Genomic DNA, 21,295 nt, shown 5'->3' on the forward strand with positions numbered 1-21,295 from the left:
TGGGTGGCCGGCGCGCGGAAAGTGGCGGCTTGCGTGCCTGGCGGAGCCGGGCGCGCAAGGTGCCGCGCGCCGGCTGGCGAAGAGGAAAGGGCCGAGATCCCGCCTCGAGGTGGCAGAGTCCGCTACCGCCGCCCGCACCGGCCGCTCGATGCGGACGGGGTGGGCTCGCCCCGAACCGGTGGTACAGGCCGCGGTACACAAACTGGCGATCGTGTACCACTGAGCGCCCGGGGCCGCAGGCCCGGGCGAGTAGTGGAACAAGGTGAGCTGCGATTGCCGCCGGCGCCAGGCGGGCGCCGGCGGCCGCTCGCTATTTCGCTGAGTTCCGTAGTCCGTGCACGACGCCGGCGTTGTATGCCGCGATCAGCGCAGTACGGATACACCAGACGGCGCAATCGTGAAAATCCAGGCGATCGCGATAACGGGTCTTGAGCGTTTCGATACTCAGGTGCTCGCGCGCGATCGCAGTAAGCAGCGCTTCGAATTCGGCTTTCTTCATAGTCAGTCCCTCCGCACGCCCTGGCCGATCTCGAACGCGTCGCGTAACGCGTGGATGAGTTCGCCCACAGTCATCGTCACTTTGTCGCCATCATCGGTCCCGGTCATGCGGGCGCCGAAATGTTTGTCGGCGATCGCACACAGCAAATGTTTGATGTAGAAGAGCTGCATTGTCTTTCCTCATGTTCGGACGGGGCCGCGGCGAGCGGCCGCCGGATATACAGGACGACTACTTTACGGAGCGCCCGCATTCGAATGCTTCGCGCAATGCGTATCTCAGGGAGGTAACGCATACCTCGATATCGGTTTCCGCGTTCCAGAAGACCTGGATTTCCTCGCCGAATGATCTTTGTGCGATCGTCTCCAACAACACTTCGATTTGATACTCAACCATGATTGACCCTTAACGTTCGTCGAGCCGGCCGCCCTCGGTGGCCGGCGTCGCGCGACTAGGAAAGCTGCACAGCACCGCAGTTCTCGGCCAGGCAGAAGGCGAAATACCAATTTCGGTACAGTTCGGCGAACAGGTGATCGCTATTGGCGTCGATTGCCCCAAGGAATCGGCTGAAATCGTCGGCCAGCTTTGCGGAAGTCCGAGATCCGATCGTTCCCGACGTGAGCGAGAAATCGATCAGTTCCTTGAACGGGCCGTCCGTTGCTGCGATCGCGCCGTTCGTATGGCAGATTCGCGCGGCGCCGATCGAGATCGCCGGGTAATCGGCGAGCTCGGCCAGGCGCTCGCGGAAAATGTCGTGCATGACGTAAGTACCGGCGCTGAATTCGAACGAATTCCGGTACCGATAGATACGCGCCATGTCCAGGTCGCTTGCGCGGTGCGGGAACCGCACCGCGGCGTCCAGGCGGACGCAAAACACGTCGACAGGGTCGCCGTTTTCGTTCGTGCGGGGATGGTCCAGCTGCTCGAGACCGGAATAGGCTGAAACGATCAGTCGCATGATGAATGTCCTCTGTTCGGGTCTTAGGCGGCGGCCAACGCGGCGCCGGCGACGGGCGCCGTCAGGCGCGCCTTGGCGGCCGCAAAGTAGGTCGCATCCAGTTCGATGCCGATATACCGGCGCCCGAGCTCGCGGGCGGCAACACACGTCGAGCCGGAGCCCGCGAACGGATCCAGTACGACGTCGCCGGGCTGCGTAAAAGCGGAAATGAGTGTGCGCAGCGCGGCGACCGGCTTTTCGGTCGGATGGTGGCGATTACCGCTGTACGGAAACGGCATGACGTCGGCGATCGGCGCCGCAGGCGCAGCAGGCCGGCCCTTGGCGAGCAGATAGGCGGATTCGTGCTGGTACTTCACCAGGCCGGCCTTGGATGCGTAGGACTTCGTGAAGACGAAGTGGCCGGCGACGCGAAAGCCGGCCGCCTTCCAGGCGTCGAAAAACAGGTCGACCTTGTTCCAGCCATAGAACGAAATGCACACCGCGTCGCGCTTCAAGACGCGGAACATTTCGGCGAACGCCGGCACCAGCCAGTCGCCGTTCACGTCGTTCGCGATCGAGCGGCCGCTCCGATCGCGGAAGTTCACGAGATAGGGAGGGTCCGTCACGATGCAGTCGACGGATTCAGGGGCGAGTTTGGGCATGGCGACCAGGCAGTCGCCGTTGTACAAATAGCTCACGGTCAGCTCCTCAGAGTTGAGATAGGGGCAGCCGGAGCACAGCCAGAACGATCTGGCTCGCAAACCGTGCTACCCGGAGCTGGCGAGCGCCCGCCGGAGAATGGGGGGCAAGGGGACCGTGGAATACCGGAGTGCGCGAAGCGCGCGAGGATATGCCGCGAAAGCCCCTTGCAGGAGCAGGGCGCCGCGCGACACTCGTCGCGCGCGGCGCATTGGTCCGTCCGCCAGGCTACGGCGGGCGAACGTGGGCTCCGGGTTGAAAGGTCGACTGCAGAGATGAGCCGAGTGCATCGACCGTAGCCTGTGTGCTGGGCCGGCGAGCGGTGTAGCGTCACGGACATGAGCGCCACGGCGGTCGCAGATCGCCGGGCGCGATCGCGATTTCATTGGCGCGGCCGCGCAGCGGCCGCCGCGAGAAATTTCGCCCGTGGGAAGCATGCGCCGGCCCTGCTCACCACGCTGAACTTCGGCCGCAGCTGGGCAGACTAGGGGCGATCGCCCCGGAGGAAAGCGCCGAGCTGCTGCCGTTGATACCCGATGCTGCCGGTTGTCTCCTCGACGACCGCATCGGGCTGCAGGATTCCGAGCTCGACCTGGCGCTCGAATGCCGTTTTCATCACCCGCCGGTAGTTCCGCCCCCCGGCAAAGAGGATGCGTCGAGCGGACGCAGGCCACGCTGTCGGCATGAAGCGATCGAGCTCGGCGAGCATCGCATCGGCACGTGCCGGCGTCATGAGCTGGTCGTACGGCGCGATGAAGGAATCCGGATTGATGAACCCATGCAAGGCAGACAGGATCATCACGGCGGGCTCGCGCGATGGTTGGACGTTCGCGCGAAAGGTGCTGTACATCACGCCTCGATACAGGTCGATCGCCGGGGCTGTATGGTCCAGCTTGGTGGCGGAGCACGCCAGGACGACAAGGGTCGGCGCAGCTTGATTCACGAGAGGCATGAGGATCCCCATTACGCGTCGAACGCGAATTCAAATGACGTTTGCGCGCCGGCGGTGGTTGCCTTGTGCACCCAGGCGTCGCGTGCATCGGTCGGCAGGTCGCTGTAGCGTACCGCGTGCGCCACCAGCTGGTCGACATCGTGACCGAGGTTGAGACCGAGGCGATCCTTGAAGTCCGTTCGGCGCGCGATCTCGTCATGCTTCTGTTGCTGCTTGTGCGATAGGACCAGCGCACCGTAACTCAGGTACCACCGATAGCCGGCCGTGATTCCGCCCGGATGAAAGCCCCGGTCGTGCATAGCAGCCAATCGATCCGCTTCGAACTCGAGGATCATCTCGGCCGACTCGGCGTCGACGTCGAAACGCTGCCCGGTTCGCACATCCCAGGTGCTTTTTCCGTCGTCGAAGTCCAGGATCGTCGGGGCGCACGGCGCATCCTCGGTGAGGGCCTCAAATAGCGCATCTCGAAATCCGGTCCACTGGTCGGCAGTCTCGTCCCATTCCTTCCCGACGCGCAAGAACAGTGGCTCCGGCATCGGCACCGGCGCGAGCGATGCGACGTCCGGCACCTGGTAGCTCATTCCGTGCAGGTAGATATCGCGATAGTCCGCCCAGATCGCGAAGGGCGCTGCGAGCCCCTGCAGCGATTGCATCGCATCGATTGCGATCATCATGGTGAGCGGCAGTGTCTGAAACTTCGGTCCGGTACCGGCTTTCCGGGCGCGGATCAGCTCGTCGCGGTCGATGGTCATCATGTATCGCACCAGTTCGCGGACCGTGCCCGCACCGAAAGTATCGGGCTCGATGCACACATATCCCGCCTGAATCGTCCTGCCGACCCAGTTCCGGCGAGACCAGTCGTAGCGGATCGCCCGAATGAACCGGTTCAGCTGCTGCAAGCCTCGCGCGTAAGCGTATCGGTCTTCGTCGAAACGGATCATCTCCGTGAGCGAGCGGTCGTCAGCCTGCTGGCATGTCCAGCAGCCAGTACGTGCGTCGCAGTGGCCGCGACGCACGCGTTTGCCGGCCGTCGCTTCTTCGAATGTCAGGTCCGACACGACCGCGCAGCTGCTGTTGCCGGCATGCGCATAGATGCGCTTCGTCTCTTCGAAATCGGTATAGCCGGTGCGCAGGCCCGACGATACCTCGCCGACGAATTCCCAAACGTCTTCGGTCGACCAGTCAGCGATCGGGCAGAGGGTAAGTTCGCGGTCGCTATTGCGCACGGGCGCGTCGGCGCGATCGCCGCGCGCGGTCATTTTGGCCTTTCGCCGATCGCTTTCTTCGAACCGCGTGCCCAACAGCACCACCGGCTCGGCATAGCCGGCTTTCTTTGCCTCGCGGTACAGTTGATTTCGGCCGACGCGGCTCGGCTCGATCTTTAACGAGACCGAGCAGTCTGAGTTCGTGCCGGCGTAACTGGGCAGAGCGCGGCCGGTGAGAATCGACATTTGCCACGATGTCGCGAGCGACGGTGTAACGACCTGCACGTGTACTGCGAAACCATGTACGCGCCCATACTCGGCCATCTTCGCGAGTTCACGATGCGCATGCTCGACCATCTCCGGCGACTCCACCAACGTGTCGGCCGTGATGACGCACACAAGCGGATGACCGCCTGCAGCCGCGTGTTGCCGTGCGGCTTCCAGCGCAAGCGTCGACACGACCCCGCTGTCCTTGCCTGCGCTGAACTGGCAGATCACCATCTGGTTGGCTGCAAAAAGCGCCCCCAGTGCCTTGATCGAGCGCGCGACGCGCTGATCAAGGGTGGGGCGCACTTCAGCCTGCTGGAACATTTCGGCCGTTTGCATAGCACTCAGCCGAAATACCAGACCTGGCACTGATAGACCGCATCACGCGTAAAGCGCTCGCGCAAATCCGGTTCGAGCGCGGCGTTCGCCAGGATCCGCTCGAACAGATTGAGGATTCGAACGCAGGCCTCGCCGACATGTGAGCCTGCGTCGCATCGCATGATTTCAGCGTCGAGCTGATTCCAGACTGCGGCGTTGATCTTCTCCTGCACGGTGCCCGCCACCGCAGTGTCGTCTGGTTCCTCTGGGGTAGGGACCGGGAAGCCTGCAGCAGCGAGCTCGCGACGCGCGTGGTCGTCCCATCGTGCAGGCGCTTCAGCTTCGCATCGGAATGCGTACTGGACGGCGGCCTCATGTTGCGGCGAGCCTTCCTCGCTGTCGACTTTCACTGCGACTTCGAAGTATTCGCCGAACCCGTGCGTGCATGCTCGCACGATGAAGCGTGCGCCTTCCGGTGGCTCACCCAATGCCCGGATGATCACCTTGATGAAGGCGCGGCATTCAGCCCGGCTGCGATTTTTGAAGTTCTCGTTTGCCAGCTGGACACACGGTTCATCGGCCGGTGACGGGCCGCAATCGATAATCAGGTTATACATCTCACTTCCCCTTTGAGTTAGTTTTATCAGATCGGGAATTACAATTCGGAGTCCGAATGCATCGGTTTGCGCCGATCTCGGATACTGCAGTTCTCAGCCGTTGTCGTGAATCAGTGGATTTCGCGTCTCACAAAGAGGCTTGCCCCTGTCGCCGAGCGCGGAAAGCCGTGAGCATCGGTGGTTTCCGCGAGCATTGCGTCAACGTCCATCTGTACATTGGCTCCAGATCGACGGTTGCCGGTCCGATGTATGCCAATGACCTCGAGCAGCTGCAGGCGGCCGGCCCGATAATCGTCGATGGTCATCATGGCGCGGACATCCGGCGCCAGACGATCGGCGTAGCGCAACGCGAGACGCTGAAGCGCGAGTTCGACCGCGCGATCACTGAACCGACGCGACAGCGTGATTCGATCCGCAGCCAGGTGGACAGTCAGACGGCCCGACGACGTCAGCATGAAGTGCTCGACGCGCTCGACCCTGCCACCGTTGGCGAGGCGCGTCGCCTGCAGCGGCAACACGAGCCGCGCGACCTGCAGGTCGCGGGGGCCGTCGACCCAGTCGATCGCCAACTGCGATCCGTTGCCGCGTTTCGTAACCGTGATCGCGAAAGACGTTGCGGGAAACGCCTCATGCAGGATCGTCTGCACCAATTGCACGGTGTCGACAAGGGTGAGTGTGTCGGCCAGAACGATGGCAGGCGTTGCGACGTCCGGACTGGTCCGTGTACGAGCTGCTTCGGTGGAACCGGAGCTGCGGCTTTCGGTGGTAAGCATCATGATCGACCTCGATAGAAATGGAACACGACAACGTTCGGTAAGGCGCCGGCGGATAGCGCCGGCGCGTTCGGGTTAGCCCTTCAGCTTGCGCATCTCTTCGGCGAGCACCCACATGGCGCGATTAAGGCGGAGATCCTGATCGATGCCGGTCACACTGCGAGTCGACGTCCGGCGGCCAGCTGCGGACCGACCACGCAGTCCGCCCTTGATCACGTTTTCCTGAACACGCTGGAACGTGGTCCAGAGATCGGGGCGCGTGTCTTCGGTGCGACGCGGGTGGAGCAGTTGGTTCTCGGTGACTGGTGCCGGTGCTTCGGTCACGTCATACCGGAGAGCCAGCACAGAGCGTGCGAAAGCCTGTTGTTCGCCTTCGTCGAGCTGCACGGCCTCCATCCCGTCCTTGCACTCACGGATCAGGTCGAAGCCGTCGAGCACCTCGTGCGCACCATTAACGACGTGATCCACGACGTCCCCCTTGTGCGGTACGCGGATGTCGTGCGTCGTGTCACCCCACACCAGCCCGTTCTGGCAAACGAAGCGGAAGTAGCCCCCCAACATCTGGTAGCTGCTTGAGCCGTCATGCGAATTCAGGAGGATGATTTCCGGCGTTTCCGGGGAGGCGACCTGAGAGGCGTGCCGCAGGCGCAGCATGTGCTTCGTATGCTCCCGCTTCGCGTCGACGCGCACCCGGGTTTGGCAAACCATGAACGGCTGGAACCCTTCGGTCCGCAGCTTCGTGAGGATCTCGATGGTCGGGATGTAGGTGTAGCGGTCGGAACGTGAGTCATGCTTGTCGGCGGCGAAGATCGACGGCGCGACCTCACGGATCTGATCGTCCGTAAGGGGCGAAGTGGAGCGAACAATCGGGGCGTTGTTGCCAAACGTGGTTGCGAGTTTCATGGTTTTCTCCGTTGAAGATTCAGGTTTGATGCGAGGTGTCGGGCGTTCGCGGGTGTCCGTCAACACCAGACGACGTGGTCGTAAGCGACGGTGCGTCGGTAGTAGTTCCGTCCGTCCCAAGGCGTGTACGTGTATTCCATGTAGGCACAGTCAAGGACTACTATCCAATGCAGAAGCCGATTCTTGTCCATCGTGACCTCCATTCGAGAATGGTTTGTATTGCTGGCCGCCCGGGCCCCAAGATTCGGCGCTCCCCTCGTAGGGGTTCGGGCCGGTGACGACTTGACTTCGGCAGACCTGCTGCCGCCAGTCCCCTGAGTTCGTCGTCCCGCGACTAAAGGAGCCTGCCGGCGGGCGTGTTCAAGGGCGGTCGCAAAGCCGCATGCGGAGCGCAGCCCGAAGGGCGAGCACCGAACGGGTGCCGCGGCCGGCGAAGCGCACCCTTGAATGCGAACGACGGTGGGCTACGGTCGCGATTGGGACGGCGAGATCAGGGGACTGGCGGCACGCGCAAAGTTGAGACAGCACCGGCTCGCCGCGCGGCGAGCGCCGATTCGTGCGGCCTTCCGGCCGCACGACTGGAATTGCGCGTGCACCGCTCGGTGCACGCCCCGGCACTACCTGACGGGATTGACCCCGACCGCGATCCCCCGCAGCTCGATCGGCGTTGTCTCGGCGGTCACTCTGCTCGTCAGGAGACTGACGGTATGCGCAAAGTTGAGGCAGCTGCGGCTCGGCGCGCGGCGAGCCCCCTTCGAGCGGCCGCGGCCGCGAGCCTGGTCAGGCAGGTGCCGCGTGTCGCGGCCGTTCGCGACACGCGGTTGCGCTATGCTTTGCCGTGATCGTGTGAAATCAGAGACGAGTCAATGCTCATTCGTGAACAGGGACGCCTCATCAAGGTGCTGCGCGTCGAACCACCCACGCAGCCCCCGACCAGGGGGCGCCGGCGCGAACACGTGCTCGGCACGTTTCGCGCCGACAGACCGATACCGCCCGAACTGCTCGATGCGTTGAGCCGCGACGAGCGCAAATCCCTCGAGCGCTGGCTCGCGGTCTACAGGGATAGCCAGGCGCGCACGGATGCACGCACGACGCTGGCCACCGCGCCAGCGCACCTCGAGTCGCTCGTCACCGCACTCGAGGTGGCGGCCGACACGTTGTCGGCCGCCGATGCGGACTACCTGTGGACGCAGCTGCAGGTGATCGCTCGCACGTTGAAGCGCGCCGGTCATCCACGGCCGCGCGCAGCACGCCGGCCGCCGGCGCCGCTGCCCGGGCAGCAAGATTTCTTTGGTGAACGCGACGAGCTCGAGCAGCTGGCCGAACAGTAAGCGCTCCTCCCTCCAGGACAACCACCGTGCAACCACACCGTATCGTCGAAGACACAGCCCGCACGCGGATCCCGACTCGACCTGCCAACAATCGGGACGGCCAGCGCTCGACGTGGCCACGCTGGTGTCTACGCGTGCTCCGTGCCTCCAGATCACCATTCAAGATCCATTGAGAGGTCTGACGAGAGATCGCCATGTCGAACCGACGCGCACCTTCATCACGACGACACCAGCCGTCCGCGCACGCGAAGCTCGCCCGGACCTTGTTGCTGCCGATGCCCCGGCAGAAGGCAGAGGAACTCGCATTGCAGTATCACTCGGCGTTCCAGGCGCTGCGCATGGGCCGCGGCTCGGCGCACGGACTGGCTGTTCTACTGCAGCTGGTTGTGCTTGCGGGCTTCGTCGACGAAGCCCGCAAGCACGAATTGCGCGTGGAGGTCCTGGTGGCCACCGAACGCGGCATCAACGCCGCGCTCGAGCAGGGCAAGACTTGCGGCGAGTGGGTGCTCGATCCGCAGACGGATGAACTCGTCGCCGCGCTGATCGGGTGGCACGATGATCAGCTGCGCGCGGCGCCGCTGGCGGTGTTCGCCGAGGCGCTCGAGCGGCTTGAGCGGATGCGTGACGGCCGGTCATATGATCGGCCGCCGGCACGCCGTGTTGGAACAGGATCCCGGCTCGGTTGAGCTCTCCTGAATCGGCGCGCCGGAACCGGATGTTGCGAACCACCCGCACCCCTGATATATATACAGTATTCTCAGCGGCAACGGCGGCCGTACGGCGCGGAAAGCAGAATGGACAATCTGATTCGGATCGGCGACGTTCGCCATCGCGACGCCTTGACGCGGCCGATGTACGAGCTCGACGGCAAGCGCGTGGACTTGGTCCGTGCACCGCGGAGCCGAGCATGATCGTCGCGCCGATGCTCGAGCAGCGCGACACGATGGTCGCGCTCGGATGGACCGTGGTGAGCGACTACGGGTATTCGCATCGCAGCGGCTGGACGATCGGCGTCTGCCGTGTACGCGACAAGTGGGTCGTCGAGCTGTGGGATGGCACGTCTCTTCATGCCAACGTCGACTCGCCGGTCGCGGCCGCCCGGCTTCATCGGGAGCTCGTCGCCGTGACAGACTCGGACACACGCGGCGACGTCGACGACCAGCACGAGATGTCGAACTGATCAGGCGAAGGGCTCCGCAGCGGCCTGGCCGGGCACGTCAATCCCCGTCGTATGTGAGATCGTGCCACCGTTGCGAGGTGCCGCCACCTGACCCGAGCTGGCCACGCGGAAACTGCTTGACGGCTATCGCGTGCAGCGCGCGCTCGTCGCGCGCGGGATCGCCGCAGCTGCGGCGCACCTTCAGATCGCGAACGCGACCTTCGTCGTCGAGCCAAACTCGCACCAGGACATTCCGGCGGGCCTCGCCCAATCGCGGGACTGCGCGAGACAACATGCGGTCGATCAGCGACATAGACGTCCTCTTCACTGGTGGGCCTGGCTGGACTTGAACCAGCGACCAATCGATTATGAGTCGACTGCTCTAACCGGCTGAGCTACAGGCCCGACTACATGGTCGGAGTGGCAGGATTTGAACCCGCGACCCTCTGGTCCCAAACCAGACGCGCTACCAGGCTGCGCTACACTCCGAGCGGCAAATATGCCGTGTTATTCAGCATCCTGAATCAGAAAGCGATCGCGATTCTTCGCGCTCGCAATCCATTGCGGTGCCTTACCACGCCCGCTCCAGGTGGCGCCGGTTTTCGGATCACGATACTTCGGCGCGACCGGCGCGCGGGTGGTCGACGCGGCTGCTCGCCGGCGTCCGAATAGTTGTTCGGGCGTGATGTCGTATTCAGCGATCTGTTCGCGAATTGCCGTGATGATGCTGTCCAGCTCGGCAAGCCGCGCTTCTTCGGCTTGCTGCGCCAGTGCCTCTGCTTGTGCCTTCAGTTCTTGGTAGGTAGCCATAGATGGGAGACGATTTCCTTTGAGAGATAGCTCTGGAGAGAGCGACCCATTATATCCGCGAGCGAAATCGGTTTCGATCGTTTCCCGACTAGAGCTTCCCGCATTTCACCTGAGAAAGAGCTGCAACATGATCGCGAGGCCCCCAAACAGGCCAACCATCCCTGCGGCTATTCCAGCAGCTTCTGATTGTGCTGACAAGATAGGCAAGCCCACCGGCAACCGCGAAGGTGAGAATACCGCAGCCCAGAACCGCTAGTGGACTGACATTCGGCGCAAAAAAGCTAGTGGGTTCCATGCAATGGACCTCCAATTTATAAGGCTTCCTAACAATTTTACATAACAAATACTAACGCACCGACGGACGTCGGAATCTTTGTATGTGTTGCATTGTCGAGAGTCTTTCGACGACCGATCAGCGGTCCACGGCGGACTGAACACAACGAATTCGCGCCATCGGAACATTGCTTTCAAGCATCTCCTATTGTATTGGTCGCTGTTACCTCGATAGCTGCTAAGCCACGGCATCTGCACGCCGGGCCAACTGCTGTTGTGGCAATCTGTGAAAATACCGGGAGACCGCCGCAATCGTGCCAAGTGCGCATTTCGGTCGGGTTTCGATGAGATGCGGAATAATGGCGGGATTCTGCGTTCGATTTTGCAACACTCACACATTCTTTGTTGGAACTATGGAAGCCCTCACCCTTCACGCATTGCAAGCCGAGTTATTTGAACTCGATAATCAGTTGGCCCAAACCAAGGGCGTAGAAAAGAAAGCGGCGCTGGCGACGTTCAAGGAGCAGGTCGCGCTGTACGGGATCACCCAGCAAGAAGTGTTGTCGGCGCTGGGCTATGTACAGACGAAGCCTAAGCGCGCAGCGGCGAAGTACTACGACCCGGCGTCGGGCCGCAGTTGGACAGGCCGCGGCCCTCGTCCGAAGTGGCTGGAAGGCAAGGATCTCGCCGACTATGCGATCGACCGCTCGCCGCAGCCGTGGTGGCCTGGCGAAGACTCGTGAATGCCATGCAAGCACCTCGTGAAGGCGCTCACGGGATGCTTCGTAGACGTCAAAGGCTTGCGAGCGCGGGCATTTTTCTGACGTTGTCGAGCTGCGGATACGCGACAGTCGATCGCAGGACCAACCGCCGGAGCACCACCGCGGCACGCCGGGCTCGCGCAAGGTTTGCCGCACAGAATTAACCACTCGCGCTCCAAATTGTGGGTACGCCACTCGATACACCCCTAATTTCTGTGTAGTCGTTTCGACGATGACTGCCACAGGACGGTGCGGAAGCAGAGGTTTCGCGCTGTAGAACGGGATGCTGTAGTCGTTTGGCTGAGCCCAAACAGCGACGTAACAATGATTGACTTTCTGTCTCGAGCGGCCCGCCTAGAATGACTTGACCAAATCGTCTTATGATCTAATAGCCAAATTTCGTACGTTTTGATGTCGAGTCCGGACCATCTGTTCGACGCCATGAACACGCCGGAGCCCGAGCAACCGGTTTTCGTCCTGACGACGCCGACAACCGTGGATGTCTCGTCGGTTTTGGCTGATCGGTCCCGGTTCGGCCCAGCAGTCCGCTGCTTTCTGTCGCCGTTCGACGCACTGCTGGAGATGTTGTTCCTGCAGCGCCAGGATTCCGACGCAGTCGAGGAGTTTCTGCAGTCGAGCCGCTTGCCGGCGGGCATCTTCTTTTCGAACAGGTTTCGGCAGCGGCCGCTGACCGTACATGTAGCGTGGCTGGCTCACGAGAATCGGCTCGTTGCGCATCAGGATTGCCATCTCATCCGGGCGGCTCGAGATCAGGCGGCAAAGTGGCGCATGAGCCCGCGAGGCCACACAGTGATGGCGATCGAAGCTGAGACTTGGGCGATACTCGATCGATTGCACGAGCGCGCCGGGCTGTTTGCCTGGCGAGACACGTTGCAGATCGCGCGTCGGTGGCTCGCTTCGCCGACCGTCGAAGAAAGCTCGCTCCGGCGGGCAGTCGCGGCGCTCGATGCTGTCGCACCAATGGTTGTGCCGGCTGGTGAGGCTAAGCAGTTGGCGCTGTACGACCCGGAAGCGGGGTGTTGGCACTTCGTGCCGCGCGACGTCATCGCGTGACACCTCGCCAGCGGTCGGTGGGCGTCGTGGTTCGCAGGACATGAACAAGAAACAGAGAGGGCCGAAGTGAGCATCAGCGAAACAATTAGTAGCTTCGCGTCGGGGGCGGTCGACTGGAACCGGCGCCCGGTCGCATTAAATTTCGGGCGGCTGCAAGGAACCTTGGGACGCCTGCTTGCGCTTCAGCACGCAAACGTTCACGAAGGGCTGATGACCGGGATCCACGGGCATCTCACCTGCGTGTCGACGCGACATGACCTGCCGCCAAAGCTGTTTATCGGGGTGCCAGTATCGGTGCGACTGGTGACCGACCGCGGGCAGCTGCACGTCATCAACGCGATTATCCAGAACGTTCAGATCGGCCAGAGCGATGGCGAACTTTGCGTTTACCAGCTGACCGTTTGCGATGCCCTGTCGCTGATGGACAAGCGTACGAACTCGCGCGTTTTCCGGAAGCAGAGTGTTGTCGACATCCTCGCCGTGATGTTCAACGAATGGCGCCAGCGCAGCCCTGCCCTCGCCCGCGCTTTTGAGTTCGACCTGTCGTTTCTGAATCGCGACCGCTATCCGCCCCGAGAATTGACTCGGCAGGTAAACGAAACGGACGCCGCATTTGTGCGGCGCCTGTTGCGTCGCGAAGGGATTTCGATCTTCGCGAAGGCCGGCACCGCAAAGGGCAGCTCGAGTGGTCAGGAAGATACCCCAGTCCACACTCTGGTCTGCTGCGACAATCCAGACTCGTTGCAGGAAAGTGGGGCCGGGACAGTCCGCCTTCATCCCCGCGACGCCGGCACCGAAGAGCGCGATACCGTAACGCTTTTTGCCCTGCACGCTCGGCTGGTACCGGGCGCCGCCAGCCGCCCATCGTGGGACTACAAGAAGGCTCGCATCGATGAATCGACCGTCGCCGGAAGTGTCGACCAGGGCGAGGCCGGAAATGACCTCGCCAAGCTCCTGACCGACGTCGCGATCGATATCCCGCACGCTGGAGATTCATGGGACGATCACGAGCGCCTCACTCGCTCACGCATGCTGGCTCATCAATTCGAAGCTGAACAGTACGACGGTGCGAGTGGGATTCGTGATCTCGCTGTAGGCACCTGGATCACGCTGACGGGTGATGCTGAACTGGACATGCAGTCGGCCGACAAGCGGCAGTTTGTCATCACGTCGATTCGCCACGACGTCTCGAACAACCTACCAAAGGGGCTGACGGAGCGCGTGCAGACGTTGTTCGCTGCGAGCAAGAACCTTGTGTCACCTTCACCGGCCCAGCTTGCGCCCTCATCCACTGAATCGGATACGCGTTACGAGAACACGTTTACCTGCGTGCGCCGCGGCGTCCCGATCACGCCCGCGTATGATCCGAAGATCGACCTCCCTCCGGTCCACCTGCTGACTGGCGTCATCGTCACACGCGACGGCGATGAAGTTGTGAGCGACGAGCTCGGTCGAGTCTATGTGCGAATCCACGGCCTAGATCCCGCTGACCATTCACATGCACAAGGGGCTGGCACGAACGACAACGCGGGCGACAGTGCCCCGATCCGGGTGGCTTCGAGTCTGGCGGGCACCCAGTTCGGTGCGTCGTTTCTTCCTCGCGTCGGCATGGAGGTTCTGCTCGGCGCGATCGGTGGGGATCCGGACCGGTTGGTGATCATTGCGGTCCTCGGCAATGGTGCGAATCCGCCGGCTGCGTTCACGCACACCAGCTCGCTGCCAGGCAACCGGTATGTGTCGGGTATCAAGACGAAGGAAATCAAAGGCCAGCGTTACAACCAGCTACGCCTCGACGATACGCCGGGCCAGATTTCCAGCCAGCTGGCCAGCGAACACGCGCATTCACAGCTGAATCTGGGGTATCTGACGCAGCCGCGTCAGGATGGCAGCGGTCAGGGTCGTGGCGAGGGTGCCGAGTTGCGTACCGATGCGGCGGCCGCGCTGCGAGCCGCCCAGGGTATTCTGCTGACGACCTATGCGCGCTCGCAGGCTAGCGGAGGACAACTTGACCGCGACGAGCTTCTCCGCCTGCTCGGCGAATGCACCGAACTGTTCAAGTCACTAGGCGACTATGCCGGTCAGCACGGCGGGCGGGCCAGCGATACGCAACCGCAGAGCCAGCTTGCCGCAGCAGTGAAGAGTTGGAACTCCGCGACGAATGACGGAACTGCGGCGCAGCATTCGGGCGTGATCGTCCTCGGCGCCGAAGCCGGCACCGTCAACGTCACCCCGAAGTCGCACGTAGCCTATGCCGGCGAGAACATTGACCAGGTAGCGCAGCAGCATGTCCAAATGACGAGTGGCCAGCGCCTGAATGCGACAGCAGGTCAGGGAATGAATCTGTTCGCGCGCGGCGAAGGGCTCAAAGCTGTCGCAGGCGAAGGTCCGCTGCTGTTGCAGGCACAGGCCGACACACTCACGGCGAATGCCCAAAAAGATATCAAGCTGACCAGCAACGAAGGCCAGCTCGTCGCGATGGCCAAAACGATTCGTCTCGTGGCAGAAGACGGCAGCTACGTCGAAATCGGGAACGGCGTCACGATCGGCACAAACGGCAGTATCAAGCTGCTGTCAGCCTCGCACCAATGGGGCGGGCCTTCGACGCAACAGGCAAGTCAAACCCCTTTCAGTCGGGCTCCAACCGACCAGCAGTTCCGCTTGCACTTCCCGGGGCACACGGATGACGCACCAGCCATTGCGGCAAATCGCTCATATCGGATTTCACTGGATGACGGCCGCGTCATTGAAGGCAAGAGCGATGCAACCGGGCTAACGAGCCTTCTCAAGGACGACATGGCGCGGATTGCCAAGATCGATATTCTGAAACCGACATTGTGATCAGCGGGCGGGGAAAAGAAATGGCCGACGACAAGAAGCCAGACCAAGTCATTGCGCAGGGGGCGGGCGTCCTGCATTCGAATCGGGGAAACTACAAGCATGTCGAAATTCCGGCGGACCGTCCCGGCGTCGTCATTTTCTTGCACGGCGTGAACGATCCCGGTGGAAACTATGACCATATCGAGAAGGGCTTGTGTGAAGGGCTCAATGAACGCCTGAGCCGTGTCGACTTGAAGCCCGGCGAGTATGGCGTCGCGTTCCAGCTCGCAAAGAACGTGACGCACAAGGACCCCACATTCGATCGGTACAAAGAAATCAAATACGATCCGGACACCTACTTATACCAACGCACCGAGGTGGCAGACGGACCGGGTAAGACTCATAGCATGTTCATCCCGTTCTACTGGGGATATCGCGCGAGTTCCGACGAAATCAAGGGCGGAGCAAAAAATCCGTCGACCTTCCGTGGACAGTATCAGGACAAGTACGGCAACCGGCTGAGCAAACATTTCGCGAAGGGTGGCGGAATGTTCAACAACGCAACCACCAATATCCCCGCGATGTTCGATCCAGGTTGGCTGGACAATACGGTCAACCAACTGGCCAGCACGCAAATGAGCGACTACCAGTACAGCACTGAGAGCCCGCACCGACATTATTTTGTGCTCGCTGCGAAGCGTCTTGCGATGCTAGTGCACGCAATCCGTCAGGTCGACCCGAACGAAACGATAACAATCATGGCCCATAGCCAGGGCACAATGATTACGCTGCTTTCGCAAGCGTTCCTGGTCGAGGATAACAAGGAGCGCTGCGCCGACTGCGTGATCATGGTTGACACGCCGTATGGTGTGAGCGAACCCCGATTGGGCGATATTGCACAGCCGAGCGCAACTCCCTACACCTCTGACCTGCCTGATTTCTTCGGGCCATGTCAATCTTGGAAAACGGCCTCGACTACGTCAGTTGAACAATACTGCTGCTTGAACTCGTCGGGCGTCAGATACGCCAGACTTGAATGCGGCCGGACGGCGTTGTAATGACGCCGCCATTGCTCGATCACGACCGTGGCTTCGACGCGCGTGCGAAACCATTCTAGGCTCAGGCACTCGTCGCGGAATTTGCCGTTGAAGCTCTCGTCCGCACCATTTTGACAAGGCTTGCCCGGATCGCTGAGCGCCATTTCCATCCCGCTGTCCATTGCCCACTTCAGGATTGCCCGCGACACAAACTCCGAGCTATTGTCTGAGCGAAGATAACGTGGCGCACCGTGAACACTGACCAGCTTCGACAGAACCTCGATGACCCGCCCGGAGCGGATCGAGCCCGCAACGTCGATGGCCAGGCACTCACGTGTGTATTCGTCGATCACCGTCAAGCACTTCAGTTGCTGGCCGTTGGCGCAGGCGTCGAATACAAAGTCATACGCCCAGACATGCCGAGCCGCCGTCGCCGGCTGGGGTCGTGGGCGACGGACCGACACGCGTCTGCGGGGACGCTTTCGAGGCACCTGTAGCCCCGCAAGACGCCAAAGCCGCCATGCGCGATCCACGCTCATTGGATGGCCTTGGCGCTCCAGAAAGATCCGGATTCGACGATAGCCATAGCGGGGGTACTGCGCCGACAGAATGCTCATCGCCGCCAGCACCGGCGCATCCTGCACCGCGAGCGTCGATTCATAATGCAGCGCCGATCGCGCGACCGACATCAGCGCGCACGCCCGGCGTTCCGACTGGCCTCGTACCTTTGCGTACGCAACCTGCTGGCGGCGGGCGGGCGCGCTCACCACTTTTTTGCGTTGATCTCGCGCATCACGTCCAGTTCGAGATCACGCTCCGCCAGTATCTTCTTCAGTCGTGCGTTCTCTTGCTCGAGTTGCTTGAGCCGCTTGACGTCGGCCGCCTCCAGCCCGCCGAAGTGCTGGCGCCAGTTGTAGATCGTTTGTTCACTGATTCCGTGCTTCTTCGCGACCTCGGCGACCGGCGCCTTGTCCGCCTCACGCAGGATCGTGACCATCTGTTCGTCGGTAAATCGGCTCTTCTTCATGACTTCCCTTTCTCCGTTGGAAGCCATTTTCTCAAGTTTCAGTTGGTCCGAAAATTCCAGGACAGGTCAGGGCCACAACGCACCAGTCGGCGCGGCTCCGACAGACCAAGCATATCGTGACTGCGATCAACGAGATCAGGAGCATGGATTTTCTATGGTCCACCCGCAAACCGCAAGCGCAGACTAGTGGCGATAGGCGACTCGCGTTTATCTATCCGGCCTGTAGCGATCCGATCGAATCCGGATCTGGCCTGCATGATGAGGTCGCACGCTTCCGTCCCAATTAGTGGCGCGGCATGATGTCTGCCGGAAGTCCAGACGGGTTTGGGGAAGCGACGGATGGTCGTTTGCGCCATGCTGATTCGCTGCGCGAGTTGCGGAAAGTAACGGTGGTCACGGGTAGAGCTATCGGTCTGCTACGGTTCCGGCGCGGTAGTTCAGGTTAAACTCTGCGCCACTTCGCATGACAGCCCACGCAATGCGTACGAGTTTGTTTGCCAGTGCGCAGACAGCAACGTGTGCATGCCGGCGCTCGGCGAGTTGCAGTAGCCAGCGCTGGATCGGATCGTTTGGATGCTTGTCTTTCCACACCCAAAGCGCGCGGGCACCCTGCACGAACAGACGCCGCAGATAACTATTTCCCCGCTTTGTAATGCCTAGCAAGCGGGGCTTGCCGCCGGTTGTATGTTGCTGTGGCACCAACCCTACCCAGGCGGCAAGATCGCGTGCATGCCTAAACGTTGATGCATTGCCAACTGCGGAGACGATGGCGGTCGACAGCAAGACACCGACACCTGGAATCGTTTGAAGGCGCCGGCAAAGATCGCTCTCGCGCGCAAGACATTTGAGCCGTTCGTTCATCTGTTCAATGGTTGCTTCCGTGCGGTTTGTAGTGGTCTAATGAATCCGGACACTGATTTAGGCGAGAATGATCGCTATGAAGAGGTGTCTGATGAGCAAGCAACGACGTACGTTTTCCCCGGAGTTCAAACAGCAAGCCGCCAGTCTGGTGCTCGACCAGGGCTATAGCCATATGGAGGCAAGCCGCTCGGTCGGTGTCGGCGAGACGGTGCTGCGTCGCTGGGTGCAGCAACTTCAGATGGAGCGCCAAGGCGTCACGCCGCAGGGCAAGGCAATTACGCCGGATCAACAGCGTATTCAGGAACTCGAGGCGCGTATCGAACGCCTCGAGCGTGAGAAGGCCATTTTAAAAAAGGCTACCGCGCTCTTGATGTCGGAAGGCATCGAACGTACGAAGTAATTGATCAGATTGGCGCAAGCGAATCGGTCGAACTGATCTGCACAGTATTCGATGTATCGCGATCCTGCCTGTATGCATACCGGGAGCGTGCCCAGCGCGTTGACGCCGAGCGCATGGCACTGCGTAGCCGGGTACACGAGCTGTTCGTTGAGAGCCGAAGCTCTGCTGGTAGCCGCAGCATCATGGGCATGATGCAAGAGGAAGGCACGGCAATTGGCCGCTTCAAGGTCAGTCGTTTGATGGAAGAACTGGGATTGATTTGCAAGCAGCCGGGCAGCCATGCGTACAAGCAGGCGACGGTAGAGCGGATCGATATCCCGAACCATCTCAACCGTCAGTTTGTAGTGGTCTAATGAACCCGGACACTGATTTAGGCGAGAATGCTCGCCATGAAGAGGTGTCTGATGACCAAGCAAAGTCGTACGTTTTCCCCGGAGTTCAAACAGCAAGCCGCGTGTCTGGTGCTCGACCAGGGCTATAGCCATATGGAGGCGAGTCGCTCGGTCGGCGTCGGCGAGACGGTGCTGCGCCGCTGGGTGCACCAGCTTCAGATGGAACGTCAGGGTGTCACGCCGCAGGGCAAGGCAATCACGCCGGATCAGCAACGTATTCAGGAACTCGAGGCGCGTATCGAACGCCTCGAGCGTGAGAAGGCCATTTTAAAAAAGGCTACGGCGCTCTTGATGTCGGAAGGCATCGAACGTACGAAGTAATCGATCAAATCGGTGCAGGCGAATCGGTCGAACTGATCTGCGCGGTATTCGATGTATCGCGGTCCTGCCTGTATGCGTACCGGGAGCGTGTCCAGCGCGTTGATGCCGGGCGAATGGCGTTGCGTAGCCGTGTACACGAGTTGTTCGTCGAGAGTCGAAGCTCTGCTGGCAGCCGCAGCATCATGGGCATGATGCGCGAGGAAGGTACGGTGATTGGCCGCTTCAAGGTCAGTCGCTTGATGGAAGAGCTGGGATTGATCTGCAAGCAGCCCAGCAGCCATGCCTACAAGCAGGCCACGGTCGAACGGATCGACATCCCGAATCATCTCAATCGTCAGTTCGAGGTTGGTGCGCCGAATCAGGTCTGGTGTGGCGACATCACGTACGTTTGGACGCAGGGCCGTTGGCATTATCTGGCGGCGGTGTTGGACCTGTTCACGCGGCGGGTTGTTGGTTGGGCGTTCTCGACGCACCCTGATGCGGATCTGGTCGTGCAGGCGTTGGACATGGCCTACGAGCAACGCGGCAGGCCGCAAGGGCTGTTGTTTCATTCCGATCAGGGCGGTCAATACGCAAGCCGGAAATTCCGTCAACGCCTGTGGCGCTATCGGATACAGCAGAGCATGAGCCGTCGTGGAAATTGTTGGGACAATTCCCCGATGGAGCGGCTGTTCCGCAGTTTCAAGACGGAATGGCTGCCGTCAGTGGGATACATGACGGCGCAGGATGCAAGCCGGGACATCAGCCATTACCTGATGCATCGGTACAACTGGATACGGCCGCATCAGTTCAATGACGGACTGGCGCCGGCAGCCGCGGAAGATAAACTTAACGCAGTGTCCGGGATGAGTTGACCACTACAGTTCTGGATGGCGACGGGCAATACGGAGGGTGGGAGTTGAAACAGGGTTGGCGTGCAACCCTGTTTCGCGGAAAAGTGCGTCGAGGTTACTGCCCGGTTCCGGATAGTCCGAGCTCTTTCAGTACGTTTGGCAATCCTTTTTTGAGGGTGGTGCCCTTGCCTAACAGATAATTATCGATGTGAATTTGGCGCTGTTCTGGTGTCATGTGCTCAAAGAGAGTAATCGAAGAGCCTTGTTTCCGCAGATCACTCATGAAACCGCCTAGAATGACCTTTCGGTTTTCGAGAGTGATCTTCTCTAAGGCTGCCTGCTCATCTGCGGGGCGTTCCGCGTTCGAGCGGGGAATAGTGCTTGGTGGCAGAAGGCCCTCTTTTCGGAGGGCCGTTCGAATCTGGTGGCGTAGGTTTGGCAGATACGTTGGGCGTACTTTGTGGCTCGTTCGCGATGGCGTGAAGTTGTCAACGATTTCCTTTCTCTTTTCTAAGGATAGTGTTTCGAATCCGGCTCGCGGGTAGTCGCGGAAGAATATATTTAGAGCGCTTTTAACTTGCTGACTCATTGGTCCGCTTGCTGTAGCGTCGGAAGCATGAGTTGCTTGCGATTGAGCAGCACTTGAGCCAGCGAGTGGCAAGGTGTTTCGGCTGGACGAGGCGACGGGCGACGGCGAGCGGGGTCGAAGAGCGACGCCGGAGTAAGCAATGGGCGTGAAGTTCCTGGGCTCGGCGTTGCGAGAAAGCGGTGCCGAGTCATCAGTATGCTGACTACCAGACGCAATCGGTACCATGGGTTGATCCGTTGGCAACGGAGCATGAAAGCCGGCCGGTGCGAAGGCGCCGGGATTCGCCGTGGCGTGGTCGAATGGCTGGGTATTCGGGGCGCTCAGGCCGGCCTCGACCGAGAAGTGTTGAGCCGACGTCGTATCAAGCGGTGCGGAAAGATAAACTCCATAATCGGGCCGTGCGGTGTCAATCATGGAAGCGTTCACCACACCGAATTGGCCGT

General features: G+C 61.0%; 21 protein-coding genes, 2 tRNA genes and 2 pseudogenes. 9 read left to right on the plus strand and 16 right to left on the minus strand.

Translation table 11 applies throughout. The annotated features are described in order from the left end of the window. Positions 1–310 precede the first annotated feature (310 nt). From G3O00_RS26760 to G3O00_RS26800, 9 genes are all read right to left on the minus strand, one after another. Complete coding sequence (locus G3O00_RS26760) at positions 311–499, minus strand: hypothetical protein (RefSeq protein WP_175020309.1); 189 nt, start codon at positions 497–499, stop codon at positions 311–313. A gap of 2 nt (positions 500–501) precedes the next feature. Then, positions 502–669 (minus strand): hypothetical protein, encoded by a 168-nt coding sequence (locus G3O00_RS26765; RefSeq protein WP_175020308.1) that lies wholly within the window; start codon positions 667–669, stop codon positions 502–504. A 278-nt stretch (positions 670–947) separates the two neighbouring features. Next, on the minus strand, positions 948–1,454 hold the full coding sequence (locus G3O00_RS26770; protein WP_206144822.1) for a hypothetical protein: 507 nt from the start codon (positions 1,452–1,454) through the stop codon (positions 948–950). A 23-nt stretch (positions 1,455–1,477) separates the two neighbouring features. After that, positions 1,478–2,131, minus strand: coding sequence for a DNA methyltransferase (locus G3O00_RS26775; RefSeq protein WP_206144839.1), 654 nt, complete (start codon positions 2,129–2,131; stop codon positions 1,478–1,480). Between the two features lie 485 nt (positions 2,132–2,616). Further along, entirely contained in the window at positions 2,617–3,084 is a 468-nt protein-coding gene (locus G3O00_RS26780) for a DUF6884 domain-containing protein (protein ID WP_241025345.1), read from the minus strand. 11 nt (positions 3,085–3,095) lie between these two features. Then, entirely contained in the window at positions 3,096–4,895 is a 1,800-nt protein-coding gene (locus G3O00_RS26785; protein ID WP_206144823.1) for a phosphoadenosine phosphosulfate reductase family protein, read from the minus strand. 5 nt (positions 4,896–4,900) lie between these two features. Further along, positions 4,901–5,491, minus strand: coding sequence for a hypothetical protein (locus G3O00_RS26790; protein WP_206144824.1), 591 nt, complete (start codon positions 5,489–5,491; stop codon positions 4,901–4,903). 110 nt (positions 5,492–5,601) lie between these two features. After that, a complete protein-coding gene (locus G3O00_RS26795; RefSeq protein WP_206144825.1) occupies positions 5,602–6,267 on the minus strand; it encodes an LPD29 domain-containing protein in 666 nt (221 codons plus the stop codon). Between the two features lie 72 nt (positions 6,268–6,339). Continuing rightward, positions 6,340–7,167 (minus strand): DUF932 domain-containing protein, encoded by an 828-nt coding sequence (locus G3O00_RS26800; RefSeq protein ID WP_206144826.1) that lies wholly within the window; start codon positions 7,165–7,167, stop codon positions 6,340–6,342. Between the two features lie 866 nt (positions 7,168–8,033). On the opposite strand from G3O00_RS26800, the gene G3O00_RS26805 reads away from it, so the two are divergent. The 3 genes from G3O00_RS26805 (at position 8,034) to G3O00_RS26815 (ending at position 9,678) form a co-directional block, all read left to right on the plus strand. Further along, positions 8,034–8,498 (plus strand): hypothetical protein, encoded by a 465-nt coding sequence (locus tag G3O00_RS26805; RefSeq protein ID WP_206144827.1) that lies wholly within the window; start codon positions 8,034–8,036, stop codon positions 8,496–8,498. A gap of 194 nt (positions 8,499–8,692) precedes the next feature. Further along, positions 8,693–9,184 (plus strand): hypothetical protein, encoded by a 492-nt coding sequence (locus tag G3O00_RS26810; protein ID WP_206144828.1) that lies wholly within the window; start codon positions 8,693–8,695, stop codon positions 9,182–9,184. Positions 9,185–9,405: 221 nt separating this feature from the next. Continuing rightward, complete coding sequence (locus tag G3O00_RS26815) at positions 9,406–9,678, plus strand: hypothetical protein (RefSeq protein ID WP_206144829.1); 273 nt, start codon at positions 9,406–9,408, stop codon at positions 9,676–9,678. 37 nt (positions 9,679–9,715) lie between these two features. Here the strand turns inward: G3O00_RS26815 and G3O00_RS26820 are convergent, their stop codons facing one another. The 4 genes from G3O00_RS26820 to G3O00_RS26835 all read right to left on the minus strand — a co-directional run bounded on the left by G3O00_RS26820 (position 9,716) and on the right by G3O00_RS26835 (position 10,467). Further along, the gene (locus G3O00_RS26820) at positions 9,716–9,970 is read right to left on the minus strand and encodes an energy transducer TonB (RefSeq protein ID WP_206144830.1); all 255 of its coding nucleotides are present in this window, start codon (positions 9,968–9,970) and stop codon (positions 9,716–9,718) included. A gap of 15 nt (positions 9,971–9,985) precedes the next feature. Next, a tRNA-Ile gene (locus G3O00_RS26825) sits at positions 9,986–10,062 on the minus strand. 7 nt (positions 10,063–10,069) lie between these two features. Further along, positions 10,070–10,146, minus strand: a tRNA-Pro gene (locus G3O00_RS26830). Positions 10,147–10,164: 18 nt separating this feature from the next. Beyond that, entirely contained in the window at positions 10,165–10,467 is a 303-nt protein-coding gene (locus tag G3O00_RS26835; protein ID WP_206144831.1) for an H-NS histone family protein, read from the minus strand. Between the two features lie 686 nt (positions 10,468–11,153). On the opposite strand from G3O00_RS26835, the gene G3O00_RS26840 reads away from it, so the two are divergent. From G3O00_RS26840 to G3O00_RS26855, 4 genes are all read left to right on the plus strand, one after another. Further along, positions 11,154–11,483, plus strand: a complete 330-nt coding sequence (locus G3O00_RS26840) for an H-NS histone family protein (RefSeq protein ID WP_206144832.1) — start codon at positions 11,154–11,156, stop codon at positions 11,481–11,483. Between the two features lie 429 nt (positions 11,484–11,912). Further along, complete coding sequence (locus tag G3O00_RS26845) at positions 11,913–12,575, plus strand: hypothetical protein (protein ID WP_206144833.1); 663 nt, start codon at positions 11,913–11,915, stop codon at positions 12,573–12,575. Between the two features lie 66 nt (positions 12,576–12,641). Beyond that, positions 12,642–15,413: a type VI secretion system Vgr family protein gene (locus tag G3O00_RS26850; RefSeq protein ID WP_206144834.1), complete on the plus strand. Its 2,772-nt coding sequence runs from the start codon at positions 12,642–12,644 to the stop codon at positions 15,411–15,413. A 20-nt stretch (positions 15,414–15,433) separates the two neighbouring features. Beyond that, a complete protein-coding gene (locus tag G3O00_RS26855) occupies positions 15,434–16,450 on the plus strand; it encodes a hypothetical protein (RefSeq protein WP_241025346.1) in 1,017 nt (338 codons plus the stop codon). Here G3O00_RS26855 and G3O00_RS26860 read toward each other — a convergent pair. Continuing rightward, a protein-coding gene (locus G3O00_RS26860; RefSeq protein WP_206144835.1) for an IS3 family transposase occupies positions 16,345–17,456 on the minus strand; the annotation gives its coding sequence in 2 pieces (ribosomal slippage) (positions 16,345–17,207 and positions 17,207–17,456; 1,113 coding nt in all). The two genes, G3O00_RS26855 and G3O00_RS26860, sit on opposite strands and share 106 nt — an antisense overlap. Before the next feature lie 405 nt (positions 17,457–17,861). Next, a pseudogene (locus G3O00_RS26865) lies at positions 17,862–18,332 on the minus strand (IS110 family transposase); the annotation flags it as partial. A gap of 76 nt (positions 18,333–18,408) precedes the next feature. Between G3O00_RS26865 and G3O00_RS26870 the strand changes: the two are divergent. Beyond that, positions 18,409–19,064, plus strand: a pseudogene (locus G3O00_RS26870) (transposase); the annotation flags it as partial. Between the two features lie 57 nt (positions 19,065–19,121). Then, a protein-coding gene (locus tag G3O00_RS26875; protein WP_206144837.1) for an IS3 family transposase occupies positions 19,122–20,284 on the plus strand; the annotation gives its coding sequence in 2 pieces (ribosomal slippage) (positions 19,122–19,377 and positions 19,377–20,284; 1,164 coding nt in all). A 94-nt stretch (positions 20,285–20,378) separates the two neighbouring features. Here G3O00_RS26875 and G3O00_RS26880 read toward each other — a convergent pair. Further along, the coding region (locus tag G3O00_RS26880) for a hypothetical protein (RefSeq protein ID WP_206144838.1) at positions 20,379–21,295 on the minus strand (917 nt) is incomplete at its 5' end.

This window comes from Burkholderia sp. Ac-20384 (assembly GCF_017104605.1).
Classification (GTDB): Bacteria; Pseudomonadota; Gammaproteobacteria; order Burkholderiales; family Burkholderiaceae; genus Burkholderia; species Burkholderia lata.